Genomic DNA, 24,428 nt, shown 5'->3' on the forward strand with positions numbered 1-24,428 from the left:
GGTTCAGTGGACGTAGACGATGACCTGCCCGGTGTAGGTCACCGCGACGACGACGCTGATGGCCACCGCCACGACCAGCAGGGTACTGACGGCCACCCAGCCGATGAGGGTGGCGTTGCGGTCGGTGCGCAGAGACTGCGGCAGGAGCCGCGGCGACCAGATGAGTGCGGCGGTGGCTGCCGCGCCGAACACCAGGCCGCCGACGTGTGCGGCGAGAGAGATGCCGGGGATCGAGAACGACATCACGAGGTTGATGGCGATGATCGTCAGCACCGGGGCCGGAGAGACACGCAGACGCAGGACGACGATGAGCATGGCGCCCATCAGCCCGTAGATGGCTCCCGACGCGCCGGCGGAACTGGCCGCGTTGGATTGCGCGATCATCACCGCGGCGCTGCCACCGAGCAACGCGGTCATGTAGACCATCACGAAACGTCCGATACCCAGAGCGATTTCGAGGTCGCGGCCGAGGATGTAGAGCGAGATCATGTTCAGCGCAAGGTGTATCAGGCTGTAGTGCAGGAAGCCAGCGGTGACCAAGCGCCAGTACTGGCCGAGAAAGACGTTGCCGCGCACCAACTCTCCGTGCAGCAACGGTGGGGACACCTCGACGTTGAAGGAGTGGGCGGCGTAGACGGTGTAGGCGAAGACGGCGACGTTGATCGCGATCAGGGTGTAGGTAGCCAGCGGGCGGCGGGCGCGTACGGGCCGCGTGACCACCGACCGGATACCCCGGTCGCCGAAGTCGGGTCGGCGGATGTCCCGGCGGCCGGAGCCTTGCGCGCCGTCGCCGCGCACGCACTCGTCGCAGTGCTGCCCGACCGCGGCCGGGTGCAGACATCCCGGACAAGCCGGCCGCCCGCACCGCGTGCAGGACAGCGCGGTGGGGCGGTCGGGATGTCGGTAACACACCGCCGGCGGACCGGCGGGGCCGATGGTCAGTTGACCTCGATCTTTTCGATGCGGACCTCGTCGAGCGGACGGTCGCTGCGATCGGTGGAGGTGGTCGCGATCGCGTCGACGACCTGCTGCGAGGCCGGATCGGTGACCTCACCGAAGATGGTGTGGCGACGGTTCAGGTGCGGGGTGGGGCCGACGGTGATGAAGAACTGCGACCCGTTGGTGCCCGGTCCGGCGTTGGCCATCGCGAGCAGGTAGGGGCGGTCGAACTGCAGCTCCGGGTGGAACTCGTCCTTGAACTTGTAGCCGGGGCCGCCGCGGCCGGTACCGGTCGGGTCGCCGCCCTGGATCATGAAGCCCTCGATGACGCGGTGGAACACCGAGCCGTCGTAAAACGGACCTGAGTCGCCTCCGGAGGCGTTCGGCTCGCTGTAGTCCTTGCTGCCGGCGGCCAGGCCGACGAAGTTGGCGACGGTCTCGGGCGCATGGTTGCCGAAGAGATCGACCTTGATGTCGCCGCGGTTGGTGTGGATGGTCACGGTCTGCGTTGATGTGCTCACCACTCCATCCAACCAAATCGGCGGCGACATCCCCACGAGTCCGCCGACAACATCCCTCGCGACTCCCTCGACGGCGGCTCCCCTACGGCCCGTAACCACGCGAGTAGCACCGGCAAAGCGGACCTGGCACGCTGTGGGTCATGCCGAAGAAGTATCTCCTGCTGATCGCCGCTGCCTCGGCGGCAGCATTGTCGGCCGTCGCCGCGGTGTTCGTCGTGCGACGCTCCCGCACCGAGATCCCGCCGGTCTCGTCGACGGTGCCCCGTATCGAGAATCTCCGCTCCGCCGAGGGGGCCGACGATCTCGGCTCCGCCGAGGGGGCCGACGATCTCGGCTCCACCGAGGGTGATGTGGCTCTCTGATCCCGGTCGTGGGTATCCCCACAAGTCGGGCAACCGTTGCCGTTGCGGGACGCACCATGCATCGCCCGGAGGGTCCGGAAGGTAATTTGGACCGGTGACCTCCGACGAGAACAGGCCGGGCGGGGAGCTTCGCCGCGGCGACGCGCCCGACGGAGTGCCGCCCGTCCCCCGTGACGACGCGCCCGAGGCGGGCACCGGAACGGCGTCGGCGCCCTGGGAGCGACCGCCGACTGCGCCGGTCAGCGGCCGCAACCCCGATCTGACATCCGGTGCCGTGCGCTCGGATTCCGGCGTGGGACCCCGCCCGCCGGCCACACCGTCGAACCCGCGTGTTCCGATCACCGGTCCCGGACCACGACCACCCTCGGGTCCGCCCATCGGACCGGTCGCGCCCGGTGCACCCGCATCGCGTGGCGGGTCGAATACCGGATCCGGTCCTCGACCGCCACAACCGGGTCCGGCGTCGCGACCTCCCGGTGTGTCCTCGACAGGCCAGGGTCCCCGGCCGGTACCGCCGACCTCGGGTGCGCCCGCCGGTCCGAGCACGACTGCCGGTGGTCCGCCCGCCGGCAGCCCTCCGGTCGGCACTCCCGGAACCACCGGTCAGGGACCTCGTCCCGGCTGGCGCGGCGGACCACCTCCTGGTGCCCGATCGGGCCCGGGCACCCGGATTCCACCTCCGCCGGGCCGTCGACGCCCCGGCGCACCGATACCGCCGGGTGCTCGGCCTCCGGGCCCCCCACCGGCACCGCAAGGCGGGCCGCAAGGCAACGGACCACAGGGAGCTCCACCCCGCGGCGGTATTCCGGCCGGTGCCGACGCAGCCGACGCGACGGTCCGGTCCGATGAACAGTCCTCGGGTCCTCCCCGTGCCTACTCGGCCGTGGATGCCGCGCCGACCAGGACCACGTCCGCCGGAAACCCACCCGTCGGGGCATCACCCGTCGGGACATCACCCGTCGGGATCCCACCGAGGTCCGCCGACAAGAGTTCACCACCGACCACCGCCGTACCCGCGACGGAACCAACATCGGAGTCCAAGGAGGCGCCCGTGGGCGGGAAGAGTGCCGCCACCGCAGCCCGGTCGTCGTCGCGGTCGACGGCCAAGACGAGCACGCTCGCCATCTGGGCGATGGTGCTGTCGGTCATCGGCTGCACCTCGCCGATCGGGCTGTACCTGGGGTATCGAGCGCGCAACCAGATCCGGCGCACCCGTGAATACGGCGAACCGTTCGCCACCGTCGCGATCGTCGTCGGCTGGGCGTACATTCTTGCGCTGATCGTGGCGATCGTGGCGTACATCATCGTGCTCGTCCTGCGGTGAAGGTGACTGCGATGACGCTGTTCGGGCTGCGCGCCACCTAAAGTGAACCTTGTTCGCGTACCATTCGACGAATGAAGCGTCCACTTCTGATCCTGTTCGGATTCACCGTGCTCGCGGCCGGGTTGCTTGCCTCTCCGGCACCCCGCGCCGCCGCCGCTCCCCCGTGCGCCGACGTCGAGGTGGTGTTCGCGCGCGGGACCGTGGAGACGGCTCCACCCGTCGGCGTCACCGGCCTGTCCTTCGAGCAGGCCCTGCGCAATCAGCTGCCCGGTAAGTCGGTCAACGTCTACGGCGTGAACTATCCGGCCGGTAGCAACTTCGACAACCGGATGGCCTTCGTCGAGGGCGTGGTCAAGGGCGTCAACGACACCCAGCGCCGCGTCAAGTATCTGGCTGCGCAGTGCCCCGGATCGCACATCGTGGTCGGTGGGTACTCGCAAGGTGCTGTCGTCGCGTCCTACGCGTTGAGCAACAAGATCCAGATCGACCCGCAGTACCGGCAGTACCAGGACCGGGTGCCGCAGCCGCTGGCCGACAACGCCGCCTCGCACGTGACCGCCGCGATCCTGTTCGCGCCGCCGTCGTCGAACTGGATCAAGCAGGTCGGTGCTCCCCCGATGAACGTCGGACCCCTCTATGAGGGCAAGACCAAGCGCTACTGCATCGCCGGTGACGTCGTCTGCGACGGTGCCCCGGTCGGGCAACCCAACGGTCTACATGTGCTCTACGCCGTCAACGGCATGACCGTTGATGCCGCCCAGTATGTGAGAGCTCGTCTGTAGCACTCACCTCATCCGCTCTAGCCTCGACCGGCCGGACGTCCCGTGACGGGACGTCCGGCCGTTTCTGTCGTTCGACGTGGCGAAACGCCCAGCCGATCAGCATGAGGATCGTCACCGTCAACGGAAGGCCGGTGGCGATCCGTCCGACGGCCAGCCACCCGACGCTGCCGTGCTGATAGATCACGTACTGAACCACGAAGCGGGTCAGGCACGCCGATGCGGCGGCGAGGGTGACCGCGCCGAACAGTCGTCGCGCCGACGGGTCGCGCCGCCAACCGGTCCCTCGCCCGGTGACCGCACCGAATACCAGACCGATCACCGGATAACCGACGAGGCACGAAATGATCAGCGCGACAGCCACTATCGGCGGATACCAGAGATCGGGCAGAAAGAAGTCGCGGGCTCGACCGCTGTGGAGTGCGAACGCCGCAGAGATACTGACGCCGACGCAGGCACCGATGACCGGTCGCACCGTCCGCCACCGCCAGACGGTGAACGCCCCGATCGCGACGGTGGTGGCCGCTGCCGCGGCGATGGCCGCCCCGAGTCCCGCCGACGACGCGGTCACCGCGAAAACCGTGGACGGTACCGCCGAGAAACCGATCTCGGTCCATACCCGCGAGGGCCGTCTGTGTCCGGTCGAACGGGATTGCGGGGCACCCATGAAAGCACTCTATAACTAAGTTATAGTCGGGTCCAGTGGTGAGAATCGTCTCGAAGTCAGGGGGTCTACACGTGGCCACACGAGGTTCGTCCGCCGACGAGCCGGCCCGCGTCGACGCGGCCCACCTGGTGGCCGTCGCCGCCGACTTGCTGGCCGAACACGGACCGTCGGCGTTGACCGCACGACGCATCGCCGACGCCGCGGGTACGTCGACGATGGCGATCTACAGCCGATTCGGGGGCACCGGGGCCCTGCTTGCGGCGCTGCGAGCCGACGGATTCGCCCATCTCGCCTCCCTCACCGACGCGGCGGCCACCGAGGTGGACGATCCCGTGACCGCGCTCGCGGCAGCATCGTTGGCGTATCTCGATTTCGGTGTGGCACAACCGCATCGGTACCGTTTCATGTTCGTCGAACCGGCTCCGGGCGACGAGCCGGGACGCACGGCATTCGCGACGCTGTGTTCATCGATCGAGAAGTGCCTTGCGGCCGGCCGATTCCGGCCGGACCCCGGGCATGCCGACTCCGACGCCGCGGACCCTCCCAGGATCTGGGCCGCCCAGCTCTGGGCGATCACGCACGGGGTCACGAGTCTGGTGCTCACCGGCACGGTGCCCGCTGCGGCCGCCCGCCACGTTCTGTGCGACGGTCTGACACGCCTGTTCATCGGATACGGCGACGATGCCGAGCGTGCGGCGCGGTCGGTGGCCGACGCATGAGCCGACGCCGGATCGGGGTTGACAGATGGTTGGCATCGTCGCTGAATGGACCCATGGCTGATCCGGTAACGGCGTTCGCGCACTATCGGGTGCGAGAGGGTCGGGTCCCGGAGTTCCTCGAGCTGGTTGCCCGGCACGGGCCGATCCTGCGCCGGCTCGGGCCGGCGACCGAGACGCCCAGTCGGCCCGAGCCCACACTCACCCTGAGGTGAGCGCGGTGTGGACATCGATGGGCCCCTTGTGTGAGGAACGCGGCGGACGGCCGCCATTCGAGTTCCCCAGTGCTCGAGAGGTGATCCTGCCCTGAGCGTGCGTCTGCTCGAGGGGTAATCCTGCCCTGAGCGTGCGTCTGCTCGAGGGACTGAGGAAACTCGACGACATCGACGCTCGGTTCTCAGCGCTCGTGTCGGCGAAAAAGAGTGGAGCCTAGGAGATTCGAACTCCTGACATCTGCCTTGCAAAGGCAGCGCTCTACCAACTGAGCTAAGGCCCCGGGTTTCGGGTGGTGGGCCTAGGAGGACTTGAACCTCCGACCTCTTCGTTATCAGCGAAGCGCTCTAACCGCCTGAGCTATAGGCCCCTGAACCGAGGACTGAGATTACCCGACGGGGTGGCGAGAAACCAAAACGGTTCCCACCCACGCCCGTGAGCTGCGCAGATGAGCCTCGGCGCCCGAACTAGTCGAGGTCGGCCAGGGTGATCTCGAGACCGCCGACGAGCTCGGCGACCAGGTTGTAGATGTAGGAGCCGATGGTGCCCAGCGCGGTGATCAGCACGGCGTTGACCACACCGAGTACAGCCGCGTAGAAGAACACGCTGCCGGCGCCGATGATGTCGCTTTCCGACGTCGAGCCGTCGGTGGTCACCAACGTGCCGAAGGAGCTGTTGACCTGCTCCCAGACGCCCATCCCGTCGAGCACCAGATACAGCACGGCGACGGCGATCATCCAGATGACGAAGCCGACGATCGAGAGCACGCCGGCCACCTTGAAGGTCGCCCAGGGGTCGAGTCGACGGATCTGCACGGCAGCGCGCAGACCACGCCCCGAGGAGCCGACCTGCGCCGGCGCCGAGCGTGCGGCGGAGCCGACGACCGTGGCGGGTTCGGCGGCCGCGGCTCGGGCGGTCTCGGTGTTGGTGTGGTGGATCTCGTCGAGATCGGGCAACTCGGACTCCAGGGAGGGGTCCCGCGCGATGTTGCGGGTGGGGGTTTCGGTGAAACGTCCGCGCGGCACCTCGGCGGTCACGGTGGGCGCACCTGCCGGGGAATCGAGTTTCTTCACCGGCGCCTGCTGACCACTCATGCTGGCTGCGGCGGTACCGCTACCGGTCACCACCCCGCGCGGAGGGGGTCCGCCGGGACGACCTCCGGCGGGGATCTGCTCGGTGGTTCCGTTGTCGGGCACAGGGGCCTGAGCGCTGCCGGTGGCCTCGGGTCCGGCCACTCCGCCCGGGCCGCGCTGCCACGGAGGAACCAGCCCGCCGCCCTGAGGCGGACCCGACTGGGCTGCCGGGCCACCGGACGCGGTCGACGGCGTGGACGGGGTCTTGTTGTCCGGGTCGTTCGGTTGGCTCACTGGTGTCATTTCCTCCGGTTGCGCACGTTGGGTCCACCCTAACGGTTGTGGCCGTCACACAAGACGAGCCACGACGCTGCAATGGCGTCGTGGCTCGTGCGTGTGTCCGGAATGCCTGTCCGGGCGTCGGATCAGGCGGTCGGTTCCGGATCCGGCTCGTCGGCGTTGCGGGCGATGGCCAGCAGCGTCGTGCCCTCGTCGAGGTTCATCAGGCGCACACCCTTGGTCTGGCGTCCGGCCTTGCGGACCTGACGGGCCGCGGTGCGGATGACACCGCCCCCGGAGGTGATCGCATAGAGCTCGGAGTCGTCGTCGACGATGAGCGCGCCGATCAACGTGCCACGGCGCTTGTCGTGCTGAATGGTCAGCACGCCCTTGCCGCCACGCCCCTGCACCGGGTAGTCGTCCATGCCGGTGCGCTTGGCGTAACCGCCGGAGGTCGCCACCAGCAGGTAGGTGCCCTCGCGCACGACATTCAACGACAGCAACTCGTCGTCGGCGTTGAAGCGCATGCCCTGCACGCCCGAGGTCTGCCGGCCCATCGGGCGCAGCGCCTCGTCGTCGGCGTGGAAGCGGATCGACTGCCCCTTGCGGCTGACGAGCAGCAGATCGTCATCGGCACTGCACAATTGGGCGCCGACGAGCTCGTCCTCGCCGCGCAGGTTGATCGCGGCGATACCACCGGACCGGTTGGAGTCGAAGTCTTCGAGCTTGGACTTCTTCACCAGGCCGTTGCGGGTGGCGAGCACGAGATACGGTGCGTCGGTGTAGGTCTTGATTTGGATGACCTGGGCGATGCGTTCTTCCGGTTGGAACGCAAGGAGATTCGCGACATGCTGGCCGCGTGCGGTGCGGTTGGCCTCGGGGAGCTCATAGGCCTTGGCGCGGTAGACGCGACCCTTGGTGGTGAAGAACAGGATCCAGTCATGCGTCGAGCACACGAAGAAGTGCGCGACGATGTCGTCCTGTTTGAGCCCTGCCCCCTGCACGCCCTTGCCGCCGCGTCGCTGACTGCGATACAGGTCGGTCTTGGTGCGCTTGGCGTAGCCGGTCTCGGTGATGGTGACGACGACGTCCTCGCGGGCGATCAGATCCTCGTCGGCGACGTCACCGTCGGCAGCGATGATCTGGGTCCGACGCTCGTCGCCGAACTTCTCGACGACCTCCCGGAGCTCATCCCGCACGATCGAACGCTGACGCTCGGGCTTGTCGAGAATGTCCTTGTAGTCGGCGATCTCGCGTTCGATCTCGTCCAACTCGTCGATGATCTTCTGCCGCTCCAGCGCCGACAGTCGACGCAGCTGCATGGCGAGGATGGCATCGGCCTGGATCTCGTCGATCTCGAGCAAGTCCATCAACCCGGTGCGGGCTTCGTCGGTGTTGGCCGACGCACGGATCAACGCGATCACTTCATCAAGGGCGTCAAGGGCTTTCACCAGACCGCGCAAGATGTGGGCGCGTTCCTCGGCCTTGCGCAACAGGTAGCGGGTGCGCCGCACGATGACGTCGATCTGGTGGGCGACGTAGTAGCGGATCATCTGATCGAGGCGCAGGGTGCGGGGCACCCCGTCGACGATCGAGAGCATGTTGGCACCGAAGCTGGTCTGCAGCTGGCTGTGCTTGTACAGGTTGTTCAGGACGACCTTGGCCACCGCGTCACGACGCAGGGTGACCACGATCCGCAGGCCGACACGATCGGAGGAGTGATCCTCGATCTTGCTGATGCCCTTGAGTTTTCCCTCGTTGACCTGCTCGGCGATGGACTGGATCATGTTGTCCGGGTTGACCTGGTAGGGCAACTCGGTGATCACGATCTGCGTGGCACCGCCCTTGGCCTCCTCGATCGCGGTCACCCCGCGCATACGGATCGACCCGCGGCCGGTGGTGTAGGCATCCTTGATGCCCTGACCACCGACGATGAGGCCGGCCGTCGGGAAATCCGGGCCCTTGATCCGCTCCATGCAGGCGTCCAGGGTCGTCTCGTCATCGGCCTCGTGGTTCTCCAGCGCCCAGAAGATCGCCTCGGCCACCTCGGTGAGGTTGTGCGGCGGGATGTTGGTGGCCATACCGACGGCGATACCGCCGGAACCGTTGATCAGCAGGTTCGGGATCCGCGCGGGCAAGACCGTGGGTTCGTTGGTCTTGCCGTCGTAGTTGGGCGTGAAATCGACGGTGTCCTTGTCGATGTCGCGCAACATCTCCATGGCCAACGGGGTGAGCCGTGCCTCGGTGTAGCGCATGGCGGCCGGCCCGTCGTTGCCGCGGGAGCCGAAGTTACCCTGACCGTCGATCAGCGGGTAGCGCATCGACCACGGCTGAGCCAGACGCACCAACGCGTCGTAGATCGCCGAGTCGCCGTGCGGATGATAATTACCCATGGTCTCGGCAACGGGTTTCGCCGACTTCACATAGCTGCGGTCGGGGCGGAAACCGGCGTCGAAGGACGCGTAGAGCAGGCGACGGTGCACGGGTTTGAGGCCGTCACGGACCTCGGGCAGCGCGCGGCCGACGATCACGCTCATCGCGTAATCGATGTAGCTGTTCTGCATCTCCTGGCCGAGATCGACCGGTTCGACGCGATCGCCTTCCCCGCCGGCGGGCGGGAGGGTGGTGTCAGTCATGAAAAATCCTCACAGATGTGGTGTCCGGTCAGGCATGGTGCGCGACGTCAGACATCAAGGAAGCGAACGTCTTTCGCGTTGCGGGCGATGAAACTGCGGCGCGCGACGACGTCCTCGCCCATCAGCACCGAGAACAGCTCGTCGGCAGCGGCGGCGTCGTCGAGGGTGACCTGGCGCAGTGTGCGGGTGGCCGGATCCATGGTGGTCTCCCACAACTCGCTGGGGTTCATCTCACCGAGGCCCTTGTAGCGCTGGATGCCGTCGTCGGTGTTGATCTTCTTACCGGCCTCGAGGCCGACCTTGATCATGGCATCACGCTCACGGTCGGTGTAGGCGTACTCGGCCTCGGCGCCCTTCTGCCACTTGAGTTTGTAGAGCGGCGGCTGGGCCAGATAGACGTGCCCGTGTTCGATCAGCGGGCGCATGAACCGGAACAGCAGGGTCAACAGCAGCGTCGAGATGTGCTGTCCGTCGACGTCGGCGTCGGCCATCAGCACGATCTTGTGATAGCGCAGCTTGGCCAGGTCGAACTCGTCGTGGATGCCGGTACCGAAGGCAGTGATGATCGACTGGACCTCGGCGTTCTTGAGGACGCGGTCGATACGGGCCTTCTCGACGTTGATGATCTTGCCGCGCAACGGCAGGATCGCCTGGTACATCGAGTCGCGTCCGGTCTTGGCCGAACCGCCGGCCGAGTCGCCCTCCACGAGGTAGATCTCGCACTTGGACGGGTCGTTGCTGCGGCAGTCGGCGAGCTTGCCGGGCAGTCCACCGATGTCGGTGGCGCTCTTGCGGCGCACCAGGTCTCGTGCCTTGCGGGCGGCCATACGCGCATGAGCGGAATCGACGGCCTTGTTGATGATGATCTTGGCCTCGGCCGGATTGGCCTCGAACCAGTGCTCGAGGTGTTCACCGGAAGCCTTCTGGACGAAGCTCTTCACCTCGGTGTTGCCGAGCTTGGTCTTGGTCTGGCCCTCGAACTGTGGGTCGGAGACCTTGACCGAGATCACCGCCGCCAGACCCTCGCGGATGTCGTCGCCGGTGAGGTTGGAATCCTTCTCCTTGAGCAACTTCTTGTCTCGCGCATAGGAGTTCACCACTCGTGTCAGCGCCGCGCGGAAGCCTTCTTCATGCGTACCGCCCTCGTGGGTGTTGATGGTGTTGGCGAAGGTGTGCACCGACTCGGAGTAACCGTCGTTCCACTGCATCGCGACCTCGACCTCGTGGCCGGTGCCCTTGCCGGTGAAACCGACGACAGACTTGTGGATCGGATGCTTGGTGCGGTTGAGGTGCTTGATGTAATCGACCAGGCCATCCGGGTAATGGTAGGTCCGGGTCTTGGGTTTCCCTGCGGCAGCGGCCTTTTCCTCGTCGGACTTCACCTGTTCGGCGGTCTCGGTGGTGCCCTCCTCGCCCTCGGCATTCGGGTCACCGGGCGCCTCGACCGCCTTGGGTCGCCGGTCGGTGAGGGTGATCGTGAGGCCCTTGTTGAGGAAGGCCATCTCCTGCAGTCGACGCGCGACGGTCTCGGCGTTGAACGAGGTCGTCTCGGTGAAGATCGACGCGTCCGGCCAGAACCGCACCGTGGTGCCCGTCTTGCGGGTGGGTTCACCCTTGATCAGGCCATCCGGCTTGGAATCGGTGAAGGTCTCCGACCAGTGGAAACCGTCGACATCGATCTCGACCTCGACCTTGGTCGACAGCGCATTCACCACGGAGATACCAACACCGTGCAGACCACCGGAGACGGCATAGGAATCCGAGTCGAACTTGCCGCCGGCGTGCAGCTGGGTCAGGACGACCTCGACGGTGGGCACACCGGTTGCGTGCATGCCGACCGGGATGCCTCGACCGTCGTCGACGACCTCGACGCCACCGTCCTCGAGCAGGGTGACGTCGACCTTGCTGGCGAATCCGGCCATCGCCTCGTCGACGGAGTTGTCGACGACCTCCCAGATGAGGTGATGAAGGCCACGTTCGCCGGTGGACCCGATGTACATACCGGGCCGCTTGCGCACCGCCTCGAGACCCTCGAGGATGCTGATCGATTCGGCACCGTACTCGGACGGCTTCTTCCGGGGCTTCTTCGATCCCGAACCACCGGTCTTGTCACTGCTGTCGGCCACGAGGTGCGTCCGCTCCTGTTCTGATCGATTTCGACCCGACGGTCATGAGATGACCAGCACAAAAGTGCCCGCACGACATGCTGTGGTCGGACGTGATCGTCCGCTGTCACCGCTGCCATCGCGGGCGGCTGATCCCCCTGTCGGGACAACTCTCAATTCATTGTACTGCCTCAGTCAGTCAGAAACCCACATCTGGTACCGCTGATTTGCACACAGACCGATTTTCTCCGGCATCTGCCGGTCCGGTCGTGGTCTGAGGATGAAATATGCCTCAGAGTCGACGTGACGCGGAAAACTGTCGGTGGGGTGGAGTAGCGCGTCACGCCGCGGCCCGACGAGGTCCCCGAGCCGCCGAGATCACCGGGTCATCCGTAGGTGTCGCGGGGTCCACGCCCACGCACGTGCCGCTCCCCCTTGCGCCACGACGGACCCTTGGGTCCGGTGATCTTCAGTGACGTGACCATCCCGTCGCCGATCGCCGCGGCGATCTTGGCGAGGATCTGTGCCTGCACGTACCGCAGCTGCGTCGCCCACGCCGTGGACTCGGCCTGGACGTATAAGACGTTGTCGCGCAACGATATCGGTGTGGCATGGGCGGAGATGTCGGCACCGACGATCTGCTCCCACATGCCGAACAAGGTGCCCTCGGCGATGCGCGGTTGCCAACCGCGTTCACGGGCCAGTCCACCGACGAGCCGTCCGAAGGGCTGCGGATCCCGCGCGTCCGGACCAGATCCCGACCACCGCCGACGACCACCCTGATGCACGCCGGATCGTCGCCGCGGTGGCGACGCGCGACCCTGACCGACCGACTTGCCGGCGGCGCGAGCCGAGGCCCTCGCCTCCTCCAATGCGCGCCGCGCACGCTCGTAGCCGGTGAGTCCGTCGGCCGGCGCCACGGAACCGGTCGCCGGTGAGTCCGTGTCGGGTGCTCCCGTGTCAGGTGCTCCTGTGTCGGGCTGATCGGTCATGACGTCAGTCTCCCCGGCGGGTCCGACACCTCAGGCTCTCGCACCTCAGGCTCTGACACCTCAAGTCCTGACCCCTCGGCTTCCGAGACGAGCGGATCCGGCACGACGACCGAGTGCCGGACCCCGTCCTCCTCGATCATGTTCACCGCGATCCGCCGACCGCCCACTCCGTCGGGAATGTCCTCGGCGACGGCCGCGGTGATGATCAGTTGTTCCGCACCCTCGGTGAACTCGGCAAGCTTGCGACGTCGGGCAGCGTCGAGTTCGGCGAACACGTCGTCGAGCATGATCACCGGTTCGATCCCCTCGGCCCTGGTGAGCTCCACCGATCCGAGTCGCAGCGCGAGGGCGATCGACCACGATTCCCCGTGGCTGGCAAAGCCTTTCGCCACATCGGTACCGAGAACGAGATCGACGTCGTCACGGTGCGGTCCCACCAGGGACAACCCGCGCTCGATCTCCTTGCCGCGGATCTGGCCGAGCCGGGTCAACAGCGCCGCCTCGATGGCCTCCGGGTCGGCGGATTCTCCTGCCGCAGGCACGATCTCGTCGCCGACACTGGGCCGATACCGCAGCGTCGCCGGCCGCGAGTGCGGCGCGATCGCCGAATACGATCCGGCGAAATGTGGTTCGAGATCGCCGAGGACATCGATCCGTGCGGCGGTCACCTGTCCGCCGAGAGCCGCGAGCTGGGCGTCCCAGACGTCGAGCGTCGAGATCACCGAGTCGGCGTCGGATCCACCACGCCGCATGGCTGCGCCGGCGGTCTTCAACAGCGCAGAACGTTGCCGCAACACCTTGTCGTAGTCCGAGCGCGCCGCGGCGAATCGTGGACCCTGTTGTGCGACAAGCTCATCGACGAAGCGGCGGCGGTCACCGGGATCGCCGCGCACGAGGAGCAGATCCTCGGGGGCGAACAGCACCGCACGCAGGACGCCGAGGATGTCGCGCGGCCTGCGCTGGGGTGCGGTGTTGAGCCACGCCTTGTTGGAGCCCTCGGCGTTGATCTGCAAGGACGCGGTCAGTTCACGGCCGGCGTTCTCGACGGTCGCGGTCACCAATGCCGACGCCGCCGACGAACGCACCAGCGGTGCGTCGGTGCTGACCCGATGCGATCGCAGGGTGGCCAGATAGAACAGCGCCTCGATCAGATTGGTCTTACCGAAGCCGTTGCGGCCGGTGATGATCACCGATCCCGGCCCGAGTTCCACGTCCACCCGCGGCCACGAGCGAAAGTCACGCAGATGCAGTTCGCGAACGAACACGACTAGCCCGCCGAGGTGTCCGGCGGCGAGCCGGTCTCCCCCACCGAGCGGCCCGTGGTGTCGCGAACTGCGTGCCCGCCGAACTGATTTCGCAGAGCCGAGACCGCCTTGAGTGCCGGGGATCCGTCCTGGCGGGAGGCGAACCGGGCGAACAGTGCGGCCGAGATGACATTGGCCGGAACCGAGTGCCGGATGGCCTCCTCGACGGTCCAGCGACCCTCGCCCGAATCGGTGGTGTAATCCGAGATCGCTTCCAGCCCCGGATCCTCCTGTAGCGCGCGCACGAGCAGGTCGAGCAGCCACGACCGGATCACCGTGCCATGGGTCCAGGCCCGCAGGGTGCCTTCGACATCGGTGATCAAGGGTTCGGCCGAGAGCAGCTCATAACCCTCGCCGTAGGCGTGCATCAGGCCGTACTCGATACCGTTGTGCACCATTTTCGCGTAGTGACCGGCGCCCACCGGTCCGGCGTGCACGAAGCCGTCGGCGCGTTCGCCCTCCGGTCGCAGGGCGTCGAAGATCGGCATGACGCGTGCGACATCGGCGTCGGCACCGCCGGCCATCAGACCGTAGCCGTTCTCCAGACCCCACACGCCGCCGGACACACCGCAGTCGATATATCCGATTCCCTTGGCTTGCAAGAGTTTTGCGTGCTCGAAGTCGTCGGTGTAGCGCGAGTTTCCTCCGTCGATGACGATGTCGCCGGCCGACAACTCCTCGGCGAGTGACGCGACGGTGGTCCGCGTCGGGTCGCCGGAGGGCACCATCACCCAGATCACGCGGGGCGCGTCGAGTGCGCCCACCAGATCGGCGAGGGTCTTGACGTCGGAGACCTCGGGTCGCGGGTCGTAGCCGATCACCTCGTGCCCGGCGCCGACGATACGGGTGCGCATGTTGGCACCCATCTTCCCCAGACCGACAAGTCCCAGCTGCATCGCGATCCTCTCGAAGGTGGTGGTGGCGATCCGCTTCTGATGTGGAAACCGCTGTGTAGGAACGTCTTCTGAGAAGGCGAACCGGTCAGCCCGGCAGGCGGACCGGCATCAGCAGATAGCTGAAGGCGCTGTCCGGAGCGACGAAGGCCCCGGACTCGTCGGCGACCGGCTCATCTCCCGTCGACACCCGCAGCACCGCCGGACGGCTGGGCGTGGTGAACCCGAAATCGACCGACTTGGCGTTGATCGCCGACAAGCCGTCCTGCAGATATCCGGGGTTGAACGCGATCGTCAGCGGCTCACCGCGAAACTCGACGGGGAGCTCTTCCTCGGCCTTGCCCGCCTCGTCGCCGCCGGCGGTCAGCAGCACCGATCCCTCGGTGAACTCCATCCGCACCTGTGCTCCGCGCTCGGCCACCAGGGCAACACGTTTGATCGCCTCGATGAGCGGTCCGCTCTCGACGGTCGCGACCGCAGTGTGCGCGGCGGGCAGCAGCTGACGGAACTTGGGGAACTCGGCATCGAGCAGGCGCGTGGTGGTCTGCTTCGACTCGCCGAGGATACCCAGGATGCCCTCGGATCCGATGGCGTCGCCGGATCCGAAGGCCAGGCGCACCGCTCCGGTGCCCTCGGCACCTGCGGTCTTCGCGCTCTCCGAGAGAGTTTTGGCGGGCACCAGAACCGCTCCGCTGACATCGGGTTGAGTGGGATCCCACTCCAGCTCGCGCACGGCCAGTCGGAATCTGTCGGTGGCGGCGAGTACGACGGTGTTGCCCTCGATCTCGACGCGGACGCCGGTGAGCATGGGCAGCGTGTCATCACGGCCGGCGGCGATCGCGACCTGCGACACCGCCTCGGCGAACCGGTCGGCCGGGATGGATCCGGTGACCGCGGGCACGTCGGGCAACTGCGGGTAATCCTCGACCGGCATCGTCGGCAGCGAGAACTTCGCGCTACCGCAGGCGATGGCCACCCGGGATCCGTCGAGCGTGACATCGACGGGCTTGTTGGGCAGCGCCCGGGTGATGTCGGCGAGCAGGCGGCCCGAGACCAGGACCTTGCCCGGTTCGGCGATCTCCGCGGCGATCGATTCCTGCGCGGAGACCTCGTAGTCGAAACCGGAGATCGTCAGACCGGCGTTGGCGTCGGATCCGGTTTCATCGGGAGCCTCCAGGACGACGCAGCCGAGAACCGGCACCGGCGGGCGGGACGGCAGGCTTCGGGCAACCCAGGCAACCGAATCGGAGAACTCGTCGCGCGCGACACGAAACTTCATAACTGGGGATGCGCCCTTCTCTCGTCTGCCTTGGTTGCTTGCGGGGTCGGTGTTCGGGCCGGCATGGATGCGCTCGAGCGGCGTGTGTGCGCGCTTCGGAGCGAATCGGGAATTCCCACTCTAGAACGACGAGGCGTGTGGGTGGGCGGTTGGGGTCAAGTCGCCACGCCGCGAATCGGCGATGTCCACGCGGACCCCGCAGTGGGTGTGTACACACATCCTTCTTCAAAAGAGATTTCTTTAAAGAGAGATCAACAATAGTCATAGGCGCTGTGGATCCTGTGGAGATCGTGCTGTTTGACCAGGCCATGTACCTGATTGGGGTGTGCACAGCCGTGGGATGAGCCGTGGAGGTGCGGTGCGGTTGATGTGGATGACGGGTGTTGTTCGATTCCTGTCCACCTTCGATGCACATATCTGCGCGGTCGATCCCAAGGTCCATCCACAGGGTGACGGGCACGGATTTCCGACGTCGAGAGCTCGGAGACCCGTGGGTGAGGACGGCGCGTCGGAACCACAGAAGGCTCGCGTGTGAGTTGAGAGTTGGCGCGGATACGTCATCGGTGTAGCCCGGCGCGTGCGTGCCCGGCAACCGAAGACCGGTGACTGAAGACGAGCGACTGAAGACCGGCGACCGGGTACAGCGACTGCGTACCGGCGGCCGGGGTCAGCGGTCGGCGCGCTGTTTGATGCGTGCGGTGAGTTCCTGCACGTGGTCATAGACCTTGCGCCGCTCGGCCATTTCCTTACGGATCTTGCGTTCGGCGTACATGACCGTGGTGTGGTCGCGGTCGAAGGTCTCTCCGATCTTTGGCAGGGAGAGGTCGGTGAGCTCACGGCACAGATACATCGAGATCTGCCGCGCCTGGGCGATTGCTCGCGTCTTGCCCGGGCCACGGAGTTCGTCGACGGAGATGTCGAAGTACTCGGCGGTGATCGCGAGGATGCCTGCGGCGCTGATCTCGATGGTCCCGGAGTTCGGCAACAACGCCTGCAGCACGACGTCGGCCAAGGACTTGTCCAGCTCGGTGTTGTTCAGCGACGCGAACGCCGTGACCCGGATGAGGGCACCCTCGAGCTCGCGGATGTTACGTTCGATCTTCGACGCGATCAACTCGAGCACGTCGTCGGGGACCGCGATGTTGTCCATCTGGGCCTTCTTGCGAAGGATCGCGATCCGGGTCTCCAGATCCGGTGGCTGCACGTCGGTGATCAAGCCCCACTCGAATCGAGTACGGAGCCGATCCTCAAGCGTTGCAAGCTGTTTCGGCGGGCGATCGGACGAGATGACGATCTGCTTGCTGGTGTTGTGCAGGGTGTTGAAGGTATGGAAGAACTCTTCCTGGATACCTTCCTTGCCGATCAGGAACTGGATGTCGTCGACGAGAAGGACGTCGACATCGCGATAGCGGCGTTTGAACGCGACTCGACGATCGTCACGCAGGGAGTTGATGAAGTCGTTGGTGAATTCCTCGGTCGAGACGTACTTGACGCGCATACCCGGGAACAGACGCTGGGCGTAGTGGCCCGCGGCATGCAGCAGGTGAGTCTTGCCGAGTCCCGACTCGCCCCAGATGAACAACGGGTTGTAGGCGCGAGCGGGTGCCTCGGCGACGGCGACGGCCGAGGCGTGCGCGAAACGGTTGGACGCGCCGATCACGAACGTGTCGAAGGTGTACTTCGGGTTCAGACTGACCGGCGTTCCCGACGTGGACGCGGTGGAGGTGGTGGGTCGCTCGGCGAAATACGACGACCACTCGGCGCCGGGGTTCGCGTTCGGCGCCCCCTGACCGGTCGAATCGGCGGCGCCGGAGTAGCCGGCGCCCATCGGTGTCGGGTGGGGGAACGAATCCGACGGTGCTCGGTGCTCTCGGCCCGCGAAACCCTGCCCCGGCAACGGCCCCGACCCGTCGGGTGACGGCCGGCCGGGCACGGACGGGCCGAACGTACGGATGGGTCCGGAATCATCGAATGCCGTGGGAGACAAGGGAACCGGCTCGGTGGAGGGACCGGGGCCCACCGAATCGGCGGTGGCCGGATCCGGTGTCTCCTCGAGCGGCGCAGGCGTGGCCGTCCGCACCCCGAGGTCAACGGGCTGGCCGAGATGACGACTCAACGTCGTGCGGATCGTGTCACGCAGATTGCGTTCGATCTGTTCCTGGACCAGTGGCGTCGGAACGGCCAACAGGGCGAAGCCCTCGGCCAGCGTCAGCGGCTGAACCAGTGACAACCATGCCTTCTGCTGGCGGCTGAGCGGTTCGTGATGGGCGGCATCATCATTGAGTTCGGCGACAACCTGCTTCCAGACCTCGCCGAAGGAGTCGCGATCCGAAGTCACTCTGACCCTCCTGCTCGACGCCTGCTCACCATCGACGCCTGCTTTTTCGTCGACGACCGCTCCCCATCAGAGCTGCGAAGGCCGGCGGCGTGCCCTACCGGCTTCCGCCCCGACGAAACTACCAGCATCGGCAGGTGCCGGTCGGGGGTGGACGGATACCACCTTGGCGGGGTCGGGCGGACTTGTCCACACACTTATCCACATCTGTGAATAAAAGGAGATGGAGGAGCGGCGCCGCGGGTCGTGGTCACCGGATACCGTCGATGTGACGTGACCGGCGGCAATGGGACGTGCCTGGCGAAACCGTAACAGACCGGATCGGGCGTCGACAAAGGAAAGCAGCCGACGATCCTCCGATCGGGGGAACGCGTGGGGCTGGCCTGGGGGATCGGCGCTCGTTTGATTTGGCCGGGTCCACTCCCGTACTCTCGACTGGTCATCCAGGTTGCGGATTTGCGGTGGATCACGTCATCAGCAGCGTCGTCGAGTACTCGGCGTCGGTGAGGGGGACGCCACCCCGGCACTAGTCCGGCACCGCGTCAGGATAAGCAGAGACCACCACAGGATGTGGGAACGCGAGTCATCGGCGTGCCCATGTCACCGAGCACAAGGAGTCACCGTGGCCAAGGGAAAGCGGACTTTCCAGCCCAACAATCGTCGTCGCGCACGCGTACACGGCTTCCGGCTGCGTATGCGCACCCGTGCGGGTCGTGCCATCGTCAACAGCCGTCGCAGCAAGGGCCGCGCGAAGCTCACGGCCTGATCTCGATCTGCGCTGCCGGTCGTGACCACAAGTCCGGCCGGCTTCGTGTTGTTCGATGATGTCGGCCCAACATGGGATCTCTCGTGGATCCGACTTCTCCCGCACGCTGAAACGCGGTGTGCGGACCTCGACGCGTGATCTTGTGGTCAGCGTCGCCGTGGTGCCGTCGGTGTGGCCGGATCCGTCCGGACGTCGTACCCAGGTCGCGATGACCGGTGGGCCATGGCTGGGTCTGATCGTCAGCAAGTCCGTCGGTCCCGCAGTTGTCCGGCATCGTGTGGCCCGACGACTACGTGCCGCCTTCCGCGACAGCCGCGTCAGAGTTCCCGCCACCGAGACCTTCGTCGTCGTCCGCGCACTCCCGGGCGCCGCACATCGCTCCAGTGATGAACTGGCCGATCAGTTGCGAGAAGTGATGGGACGCAAGCGTGTTCGCGAGCTTGCAGCGCGTTCCGCAGGGGTCCAGGTCGCCGGCACCGGGGTGTCGGCATGACCGATGTCGAGACCCTCCCCCACTCCTCCTCGCCCACCGACATCGAGGACTCGCGGTCAACTCGGGTCATGCGATGGATCCATTTGTTCCCGCGGCGCGCGCTCATCTTTGTCATCGAGCTGTATCGCACCTGGGTGTCGCCGATGCGACTGCCGACATGCCGGTTCGAGCCGACCTGCTCGGCCTACGCCGTCGAGGCATTGACCCGGCACGGGTTCTTCCACGGCGGTGCGCTGGCGGTGCTCCGGCTGCTGAAGTGCGGACCGTGGCACAAGCCCGGCTACGACCCTGTTCCCGAACGCGGTTTCCGGCATCCGCCGGTCTCCCCGCGGGCGGCCCGGGGTGATGGCGCTCAGAGCGACGTCGCCCCCGGAGACCTTTCTCAATCGGACCTTTCTCAATCGGACGCGGTGGAAACGCCGTATCGCATCGCCGACGACGGCGTACGCGCATCTATGGAAGTGAGGGATAGCTGACCCGTGCTGAACTTCATCTATTGGCCGGTATCCGCGATCATGTGGTTCTGGCACTGGCTGTTCGACTTCATCACGCCGAACTCTCCCGGAGGTAACGGTGTCGCCTGGGCACTGTCGGTGGTGTTCCTGGTGTTCACCCTGCGTGCCATTCTCTACAAGCCCTTCGTGAAGCAGATCCGCACCACGAAGAAGATGCAGGAGATCAACCCTCAGCTGCAGGCGATCCGGAAGAAGTACGCCAAGGACCGGGTCAAGATGACCGAGGAGATGCAGAAGCTGCAGAAGGAGCACGGGTTCAATCCCCTGCTCGGCTGCCTCCCGATGCTTCTGCAGGTCCCGGTGTTCATCGGCCTGTTCCACGTGCTGCGGTCGTTCAACCGGACTGCGCACGGCATGGGCCAACTCGGTATGTCGCCCGAAGAGACACGGTCGGTCGGCAACTACATCTTCAACGTCGATCAGGTGCAGAACTTCCTCGACGCCCGTCTGTTCGGGGTGCCGCTGTCGTCGTTCATCACCGAGCCCAAGACCGAGTGGGCGGCGTTCGTCCAGCCGGGGCAGCCGATCGACTTCACTCGAGTCGATATCGCCATCGTCGTCATCCCGATGATGATCATCGCGTCCATCGCCACCCACATGAACTCTCGTGCGTCGGTCGCACGCCAACCAGAAGCCGCGCTCGAGAACCCGCAGACTCGCATGATGAACATGCTTGCCCTGTACATCTTCCCGCTCGGCATCTTGGTCACCGGCGCCTTCTTCCCCGTCGCGATCCTCCTGTACTGGATGAGTAACAACGTCTGGACCTACGGACAGCAGCACCTCGTCTTCGGCCGCATCGCCCAAGAAGAAGAAAAGGCCCGACTGGCCAAGCAGGAGAAGCTCAAGGCGAACGCTCCCAAACCCGGGGCCAAGCCGGACCGCAGCAAGAAACTCGGCGACGGCCAAGGGTCGGACAACGGTGTGGACCTCGAGAAGACCGACCTCGAGAAGACCGAGGCCGTGGACGAGAAGTCCGCGAGTACGACGGACAGCACCAAGAGCGCATCGCTGATGGATCGACTCACCAAGGGGCTCGGGATCGGTGGGGCCGGCGGTGCGAAGGCGAGTAGTGCGAAGGCGAGTAGTGCGAAGGCGAGTAGTGCTCCGGCATCCCCCGCTGCCGCCGAGTCCGAGTCGAGTGAGTTAGGTGGCGTTTCCTCGTCCGCGACGAACGGGTCTGCACCTGCCAAACCGAAGCCGGGACAGAAACCTGCGGCACAGACTTCCGGAGGCTCGGGAGCCAGACCAAAGAATCAGGGGTCGAAGAAAGGCGGAAAGCGCGGCGGCCGTAAAGGCGGCCGGCGCTGAATCGCCAGGAGTAACCCCCATGCGGGCCGGGTCTGCCGGCGACCGCGCCAGACATCACAAGTACGAGTAAGAAGGTGGAACCGAGATGACAGCTGAGACCGCGACGCATGGCGAATCAGATGTGACGGAACCCGAAGTGACCGAGTCTTCTACGACCGTGTCATCTGCGACCGAGTCTCCTGTGACCGAACCCGACGTCACGGAAGCAGACGTCACGGAACCCGAAGTGAGCGAGTCGGAAGCGACGGCTGGTGATGATTCGGCAGACGAGGGTGCTGAAGACGAGGGTGCTGAAGATGAGAGCGCTGAAGACGAGGGTGCTGAAGACGAGGGTGCTGAAGACGAGGGTGCTGAAGACGAGGGTGACCGTCTCTTCGAAGAAGGCGAGATCGCCGGTGACTATCTCGAGCAGCTTCTGGATGTGTTGGACTTCGACGGCGACATCGATCTCGACGTCGACGGCGACCGTGCGGTCGTGAGTATCGACGGCGGTGACGATCTTGCCAAGCTCGTCGGCCGTAAGGGTGAGGTTCTTGACGCGCTGCAGGAGTTGACGCGTCTCGCGGTCCAGCAGGTGACCGGTGACCGTAGTCGGCTCATGCTCGATATCGCGCGGTGGCGCGCCGACCGCCGCGATCGGCTCGCGCGTCTCGGCACCGAGGTCGCTGAGCGAGTTCGTGACAGTGGCGGCCGCGAGGCGCTGGAACCGATGACCCCGTTCGAGCGGAAGATTGTGCATGACGCTGTCGCGGCTGTGGATGGCGTCATCAGCGAGAGTGAGGGCGTTGAGCCCAAGCGTAAGGTCGTCGTCATCAAGGTCGACTGACGATCGGCCGAGGCGCCCGGCGCCCCTCGGCGTTCAGGTGGTCGACCATGAGGTCGGTACGAACGAAGTCCCGGTTACCGCCGGGACTTCGTCATTTCTGGGCCCTCGAATTACATACGTGTAGTTCTTGCAGCCTGACCTCTGTGCGGACGTAGGGCTGTGTTTCACGTGGAACATCCGCGCGGGGCACACAAACGGAAGGATCACATTTCACGTGAAACATGCGAGCGACAGTGCAGCACCCGACAGCGGCGCGGACCCCTCCCCTCCCCCATCGGCCCACGCGGTGTTCAAGGAGCGGCTCGAACTCGCGATCCGGTATCGGGAGATGCTCGCGACCGACGGCATTACACGGGGCCTGATCGGGCCGCGGGAAGTACCGCGCTTGTGGGATCGACACATCGTGAATTGTGGGGTTCTCGGTGAGGTGATCGCCGACGGTGAGTACGTCATCGATATTGGCAGCGGCGCCGGGCTACCGGGCATCCCACTGGCGTTGGCGCGACCTGATCTCCGCATCACGCTCGTCGAGCCTCTATTGCGGCGAACGACATTTCTGGAAGAAGTGGTCGCATCCCTAGGACTGGAAGTCACTGTCGTCAGGGGTCGCGCCGAGGAACGAGCAGTACGTGACGAGGTGGGGCTTGCCGACGTGGTGACGTCGCGCGCAGTCGCGCCGCTCGACCGTTTGGCGGCTTGGTCAGCTCCGCTGATCCGGCCCGGTGGCCGGCTGGTGGCGATCAAGGGGTCGTCAGCGCCCGACGAGATCGACCGGGACCGCACGTCTGTGGCACGGCGGGGTCTGATGGATCTCGAGGTGCGCCAGTGTGGTGTCGGCGTGATCGAACCACCGACTACGGTTGTCGTAGGCGTCCGAAATGATCGTGTCAGCGGGTCGCAGTCATCCAAGAAGAAACGGGCTGATCGGCGCAGCCGATCGGACTCTCGTGGGTCAGGGAGGTAATTGGTGCGGATCGGTCGCAGGGCGCAGAATAGAAGGGCGTCATCAAGTGGCTCGGAGATCTCTGGTGATGACACCCCATTGGACGGTCGAAGGAGTCCTCGCGTGGTCCAGCAAGATCGCAACGTTTCACGTGAAACCGTCTCTCCGAGCAAGAGCGCCTCGGGCCCTCGCATTCCCTCGCCCGCTACTTCGACGGCCTTGGAGGCATCGTTGGACGACACACCCATCGCCGCCGCGGCCGCCCGAGCCAGCCAGGTGCTGACCCCCGGTGCGGCAGGACGGCTCCCCCGCCCGCGGGAGACCCGAGTCCTGACGGTTGCCAATCAGAAGGGCGGTGTCGGAAAAACGACGACCGCGGTCAACCTCGCAGCGGGTCTGGCTGTCCACGGACTCCGTGTACTTGTCGTAGATCTCGATCCCCAGGGCAACGCCAGTACCGCGCTCGGAATCGATCATCGTGCGCCTGATATCGCCTCGGTGTACGAGCTCCTCCTCGGAGAAGTCGGGGTCCGAGAGGCGATCAAACAGAGCCCGAGCAACGAGAACCTCTTCTGTGTCCCCGCAACACTCGACCTCGCCGGTGCCGAGATCGAGTTGGTGTCACTCGTCGCACGAGAGAACCGCCTTCGGAATGCGCTGAACGACGAGGCGATGGCGGACTTCGGCTTCGACTACGTCTTCATCGACTGCCCGCCGTCACTCGGTCTGCTGACCGTCAACGCGATGGTCGCGGCGCGCGAAGTGCTCATCCCCATCCAGTGCGAGTACTACGCACTCGAGGGTGTCGGGCAGCTGCTCCGCAACATCGAGTTGGTGCAGGCGCATCTCAACAAAGAGCTCCACGTGTCCACGATTCTTCTCACCATGTATGACGGCCGCACGAAGCTTGCCGACCAGGTGGCAGAGGAGGTCCGCCGCCACTTCGGCGAGAAGGTCTTGTCCACGATCATCCCGAGAAGCGTCAAGGTCTCCGAGGCACCCGGATACGGCATGACGATCATCGAATACGACCCGGGTTCACGTGGATCAATGAGCTACCTCGACGCTGCTCGTGAGCTCGCGATGCGCGCCGACACGGCGCCCTGATCCCCGCCTGATACAGACCGATACTGAACAGCCAGCCAAGATTTTCGGCC

At 65.8% G+C, this 24,428-nt stretch carries 23 protein-coding genes and 2 tRNA genes; 12 read left to right on the forward strand and 13 right to left on the reverse strand.

The genetic code is table 11. The features are described 5' to 3' along the window. Window positions 1-3 precede the first annotated feature (3 nt). Window positions 4-912, reverse strand: a complete 909-nt coding sequence (locus QNM97_RS23800) for a rhomboid family intramembrane serine protease (RefSeq protein WP_283820605.1) — start codon at window positions 910-912, stop codon at window positions 4-6. A 26-nt stretch (window positions 913-938) separates the two neighbouring features. Next, window positions 939-1,490: a peptidylprolyl isomerase gene (locus tag QNM97_RS23805; protein ID WP_283820606.1), complete on the reverse strand. Its 552-nt coding sequence runs from the start codon at window positions 1,488-1,490 to the stop codon at window positions 939-941. A gap of 110 nt (window positions 1,491-1,600) precedes the next feature. Between QNM97_RS23805 and QNM97_RS23810 the strand changes: the two genes are divergently transcribed. From QNM97_RS23810 to QNM97_RS23820, 3 genes are all read left to right on the forward strand, one after another. Beyond that, window positions 1,601-1,822, forward strand: coding sequence for a hypothetical protein (locus QNM97_RS23810; RefSeq protein WP_283820607.1), 222 nt, complete (start codon window positions 1,601-1,603; stop codon window positions 1,820-1,822). A 1,051-nt stretch (window positions 1,823-2,873) separates the two neighbouring features. After that, window positions 2,874-3,146 carry a DUF4190 domain-containing protein gene (locus QNM97_RS23815; RefSeq protein ID WP_283820608.1) on the forward strand — a complete coding sequence of 91 codons (273 nt, stop codon included), beginning with the start codon at window positions 2,874-2,876 and terminating at the stop codon, window positions 3,144-3,146. A gap of 71 nt (window positions 3,147-3,217) precedes the next feature. Further along, the gene (locus QNM97_RS23820) at window positions 3,218-3,928 is read left to right on the forward strand and encodes a cutinase family protein (RefSeq protein WP_276115720.1); all 711 of its coding nucleotides are present in this window, start codon (window positions 3,218-3,220) and stop codon (window positions 3,926-3,928) included. Here the strand turns inward: QNM97_RS23820 and QNM97_RS23825 are convergent. After that, window positions 3,879-4,592: a DUF3159 domain-containing protein gene (locus QNM97_RS23825; protein ID WP_283820609.1), complete on the reverse strand. Its 714-nt coding sequence runs from the start codon at window positions 4,590-4,592 to the stop codon at window positions 3,879-3,881. The genes QNM97_RS23820 and QNM97_RS23825 overlap by 50 nt on opposite strands. Before the next feature lie 71 nt (window positions 4,593-4,663). Here QNM97_RS23825 and QNM97_RS23830 point away from each other — a divergent pair, with 71 nt between their 5' ends. After that, a complete protein-coding gene (locus QNM97_RS23830; protein WP_283820610.1) occupies window positions 4,664-5,311 on the forward strand; it encodes a TetR/AcrR family transcriptional regulator in 648 nt (215 codons plus the stop codon). 53 nt (window positions 5,312-5,364) lie between these two features. Beyond that, on the forward strand, window positions 5,365-5,523 hold the full coding sequence (locus QNM97_RS23835; RefSeq protein WP_283820611.1) for a hypothetical protein: 159 nt from the start codon (window positions 5,365-5,367) through the stop codon (window positions 5,521-5,523). Window positions 5,524-5,731: 208 nt separating this feature from the next. Here the strand turns inward: QNM97_RS23835 and QNM97_RS23840 are convergent. The 10 genes from QNM97_RS23840 to dnaA all read right to left on the reverse strand — a co-directional run bounded on the left by QNM97_RS23840 (window position 5,732) and on the right by dnaA (window position 18,420). Continuing rightward, window positions 5,732-5,804: transfer RNA gene (locus QNM97_RS23840), tRNA-Ala, on the reverse strand. Between the two features lie 10 nt (window positions 5,805-5,814). Beyond that, window positions 5,815-5,891 (reverse strand) — tRNA-Ile (locus QNM97_RS23845). Between the two features lie 97 nt (window positions 5,892-5,988). Further along, on the reverse strand, window positions 5,989-6,897 hold the full coding sequence (locus QNM97_RS23850; protein WP_283820612.1) for a DUF3566 domain-containing protein: 909 nt from the start codon (window positions 6,895-6,897) through the stop codon (window positions 5,989-5,991). A 122-nt stretch (window positions 6,898-7,019) separates the two neighbouring features. After that, on the reverse strand, window positions 7,020-9,509 hold the full coding sequence (gyrA, locus tag QNM97_RS23855) for a DNA gyrase subunit A (RefSeq protein ID WP_283820613.1): 2,490 nt from the start codon (window positions 9,507-9,509) through the stop codon (window positions 7,020-7,022). A gap of 47 nt (window positions 9,510-9,556) precedes the next feature. Next, on the reverse strand, window positions 9,557-11,635 hold the full coding sequence (gyrB, locus tag QNM97_RS23860) for a DNA topoisomerase (ATP-hydrolyzing) subunit B (protein ID WP_283820614.1): 2,079 nt from the start codon (window positions 11,633-11,635) through the stop codon (window positions 9,557-9,559). Between the two features lie 365 nt (window positions 11,636-12,000). Then, the gene (locus QNM97_RS23865; protein ID WP_283820615.1) at window positions 12,001-12,606 is read right to left on the reverse strand and encodes a DUF721 family protein; all 606 of its coding nucleotides are present in this window, start codon (window positions 12,604-12,606) and stop codon (window positions 12,001-12,003) included. Further along, window positions 12,603-13,871: a DNA replication/repair protein RecF gene (gene recF / locus QNM97_RS23870; protein WP_283820616.1), complete on the reverse strand. Its 1,269-nt coding sequence runs from the start codon at window positions 13,869-13,871 to the stop codon at window positions 12,603-12,605. The genes QNM97_RS23865 and recF overlap by 4 nt, the downstream gene beginning before the upstream one ends. A 2-nt stretch (window positions 13,872-13,873) precedes the next feature. After that, complete coding sequence (gene gnd / locus QNM97_RS23875; protein ID WP_283820617.1) at window positions 13,874-14,806, reverse strand: phosphogluconate dehydrogenase (NAD(+)-dependent, decarboxylating); 933 nt, start codon at window positions 14,804-14,806, stop codon at window positions 13,874-13,876. Window positions 14,807-14,891: 85 nt separating this feature from the next. After that, entirely contained in the window at window positions 14,892-16,082 is a 1,191-nt protein-coding gene (dnaN, locus tag QNM97_RS23880; RefSeq protein WP_208793424.1) for a DNA polymerase III subunit beta, read from the reverse strand. A gap of 667 nt (window positions 16,083-16,749) precedes the next feature. Next, on the reverse strand, window positions 16,750-18,420 hold the full coding sequence (gene dnaA, locus QNM97_RS23885) for a chromosomal replication initiator protein DnaA (RefSeq protein WP_283820618.1): 1,671 nt from the start codon (window positions 18,418-18,420) through the stop codon (window positions 16,750-16,752). 619 nt (window positions 18,421-19,039) lie between these two features. Here dnaA and rpmH point away from each other — a divergent pair. From rpmH to QNM97_RS23920, 7 genes are all read left to right on the forward strand, one after another. Next, window positions 19,040-19,183 (forward strand): 50S ribosomal protein L34, encoded by a 144-nt coding sequence (gene rpmH, locus QNM97_RS23890; protein WP_006368615.1) that lies wholly within the window; start codon window positions 19,040-19,042, stop codon window positions 19,181-19,183. Window positions 19,184-19,238: 55 nt separating this feature from the next. Then, entirely contained in the window at window positions 19,239-19,676 is a 438-nt protein-coding gene (rnpA, locus tag QNM97_RS23895) for a ribonuclease P protein component (RefSeq protein WP_283820619.1), read from the forward strand. Then, window positions 19,673-20,152, forward strand: coding sequence for a membrane protein insertion efficiency factor YidD (gene yidD, locus QNM97_RS23900; protein WP_283820620.1), 480 nt, complete (start codon window positions 19,673-19,675; stop codon window positions 20,150-20,152). The genes rnpA and yidD overlap by 4 nt, the downstream gene beginning before the upstream one ends. A gap of 3 nt (window positions 20,153-20,155) precedes the next feature. Beyond that, window positions 20,156-21,502 carry a membrane protein insertase YidC gene (gene yidC / locus QNM97_RS23905; protein ID WP_283820621.1) on the forward strand — a complete coding sequence of 449 codons (1,347 nt, stop codon included), beginning with the start codon at window positions 20,156-20,158 and terminating at the stop codon, window positions 21,500-21,502. Window positions 21,503-21,587: 85 nt separating this feature from the next. After that, complete coding sequence (locus tag QNM97_RS23910) at window positions 21,588-22,328, forward strand: Jag family protein (RefSeq protein WP_283820622.1); 741 nt, start codon at window positions 21,588-21,590, stop codon at window positions 22,326-22,328. 214 nt (window positions 22,329-22,542) lie between these two features. Continuing rightward, window positions 22,543-23,292, forward strand: a complete 750-nt coding sequence (gene rsmG / locus QNM97_RS23915) for a 16S rRNA (guanine(527)-N(7))-methyltransferase RsmG (RefSeq protein ID WP_283820623.1) — start codon at window positions 22,543-22,545, stop codon at window positions 23,290-23,292. Between the two features lie 171 nt (window positions 23,293-23,463). Beyond that, the gene (locus QNM97_RS23920; protein WP_244332875.1) at window positions 23,464-24,378 is read left to right on the forward strand and encodes a ParA family protein; all 915 of its coding nucleotides are present in this window, start codon (window positions 23,464-23,466) and stop codon (window positions 24,376-24,378) included. Window positions 24,379-24,428: the final 50 nt, after the last annotated feature.

The sequence above is a fragment of the Gordonia sp. L191 genome, from assembly GCF_030077625.1.
GTDB classification, from domain to species: Bacteria; Actinomycetota; Actinomycetes; order Mycobacteriales; family Mycobacteriaceae; genus Gordonia; species Gordonia polyisoprenivorans_A.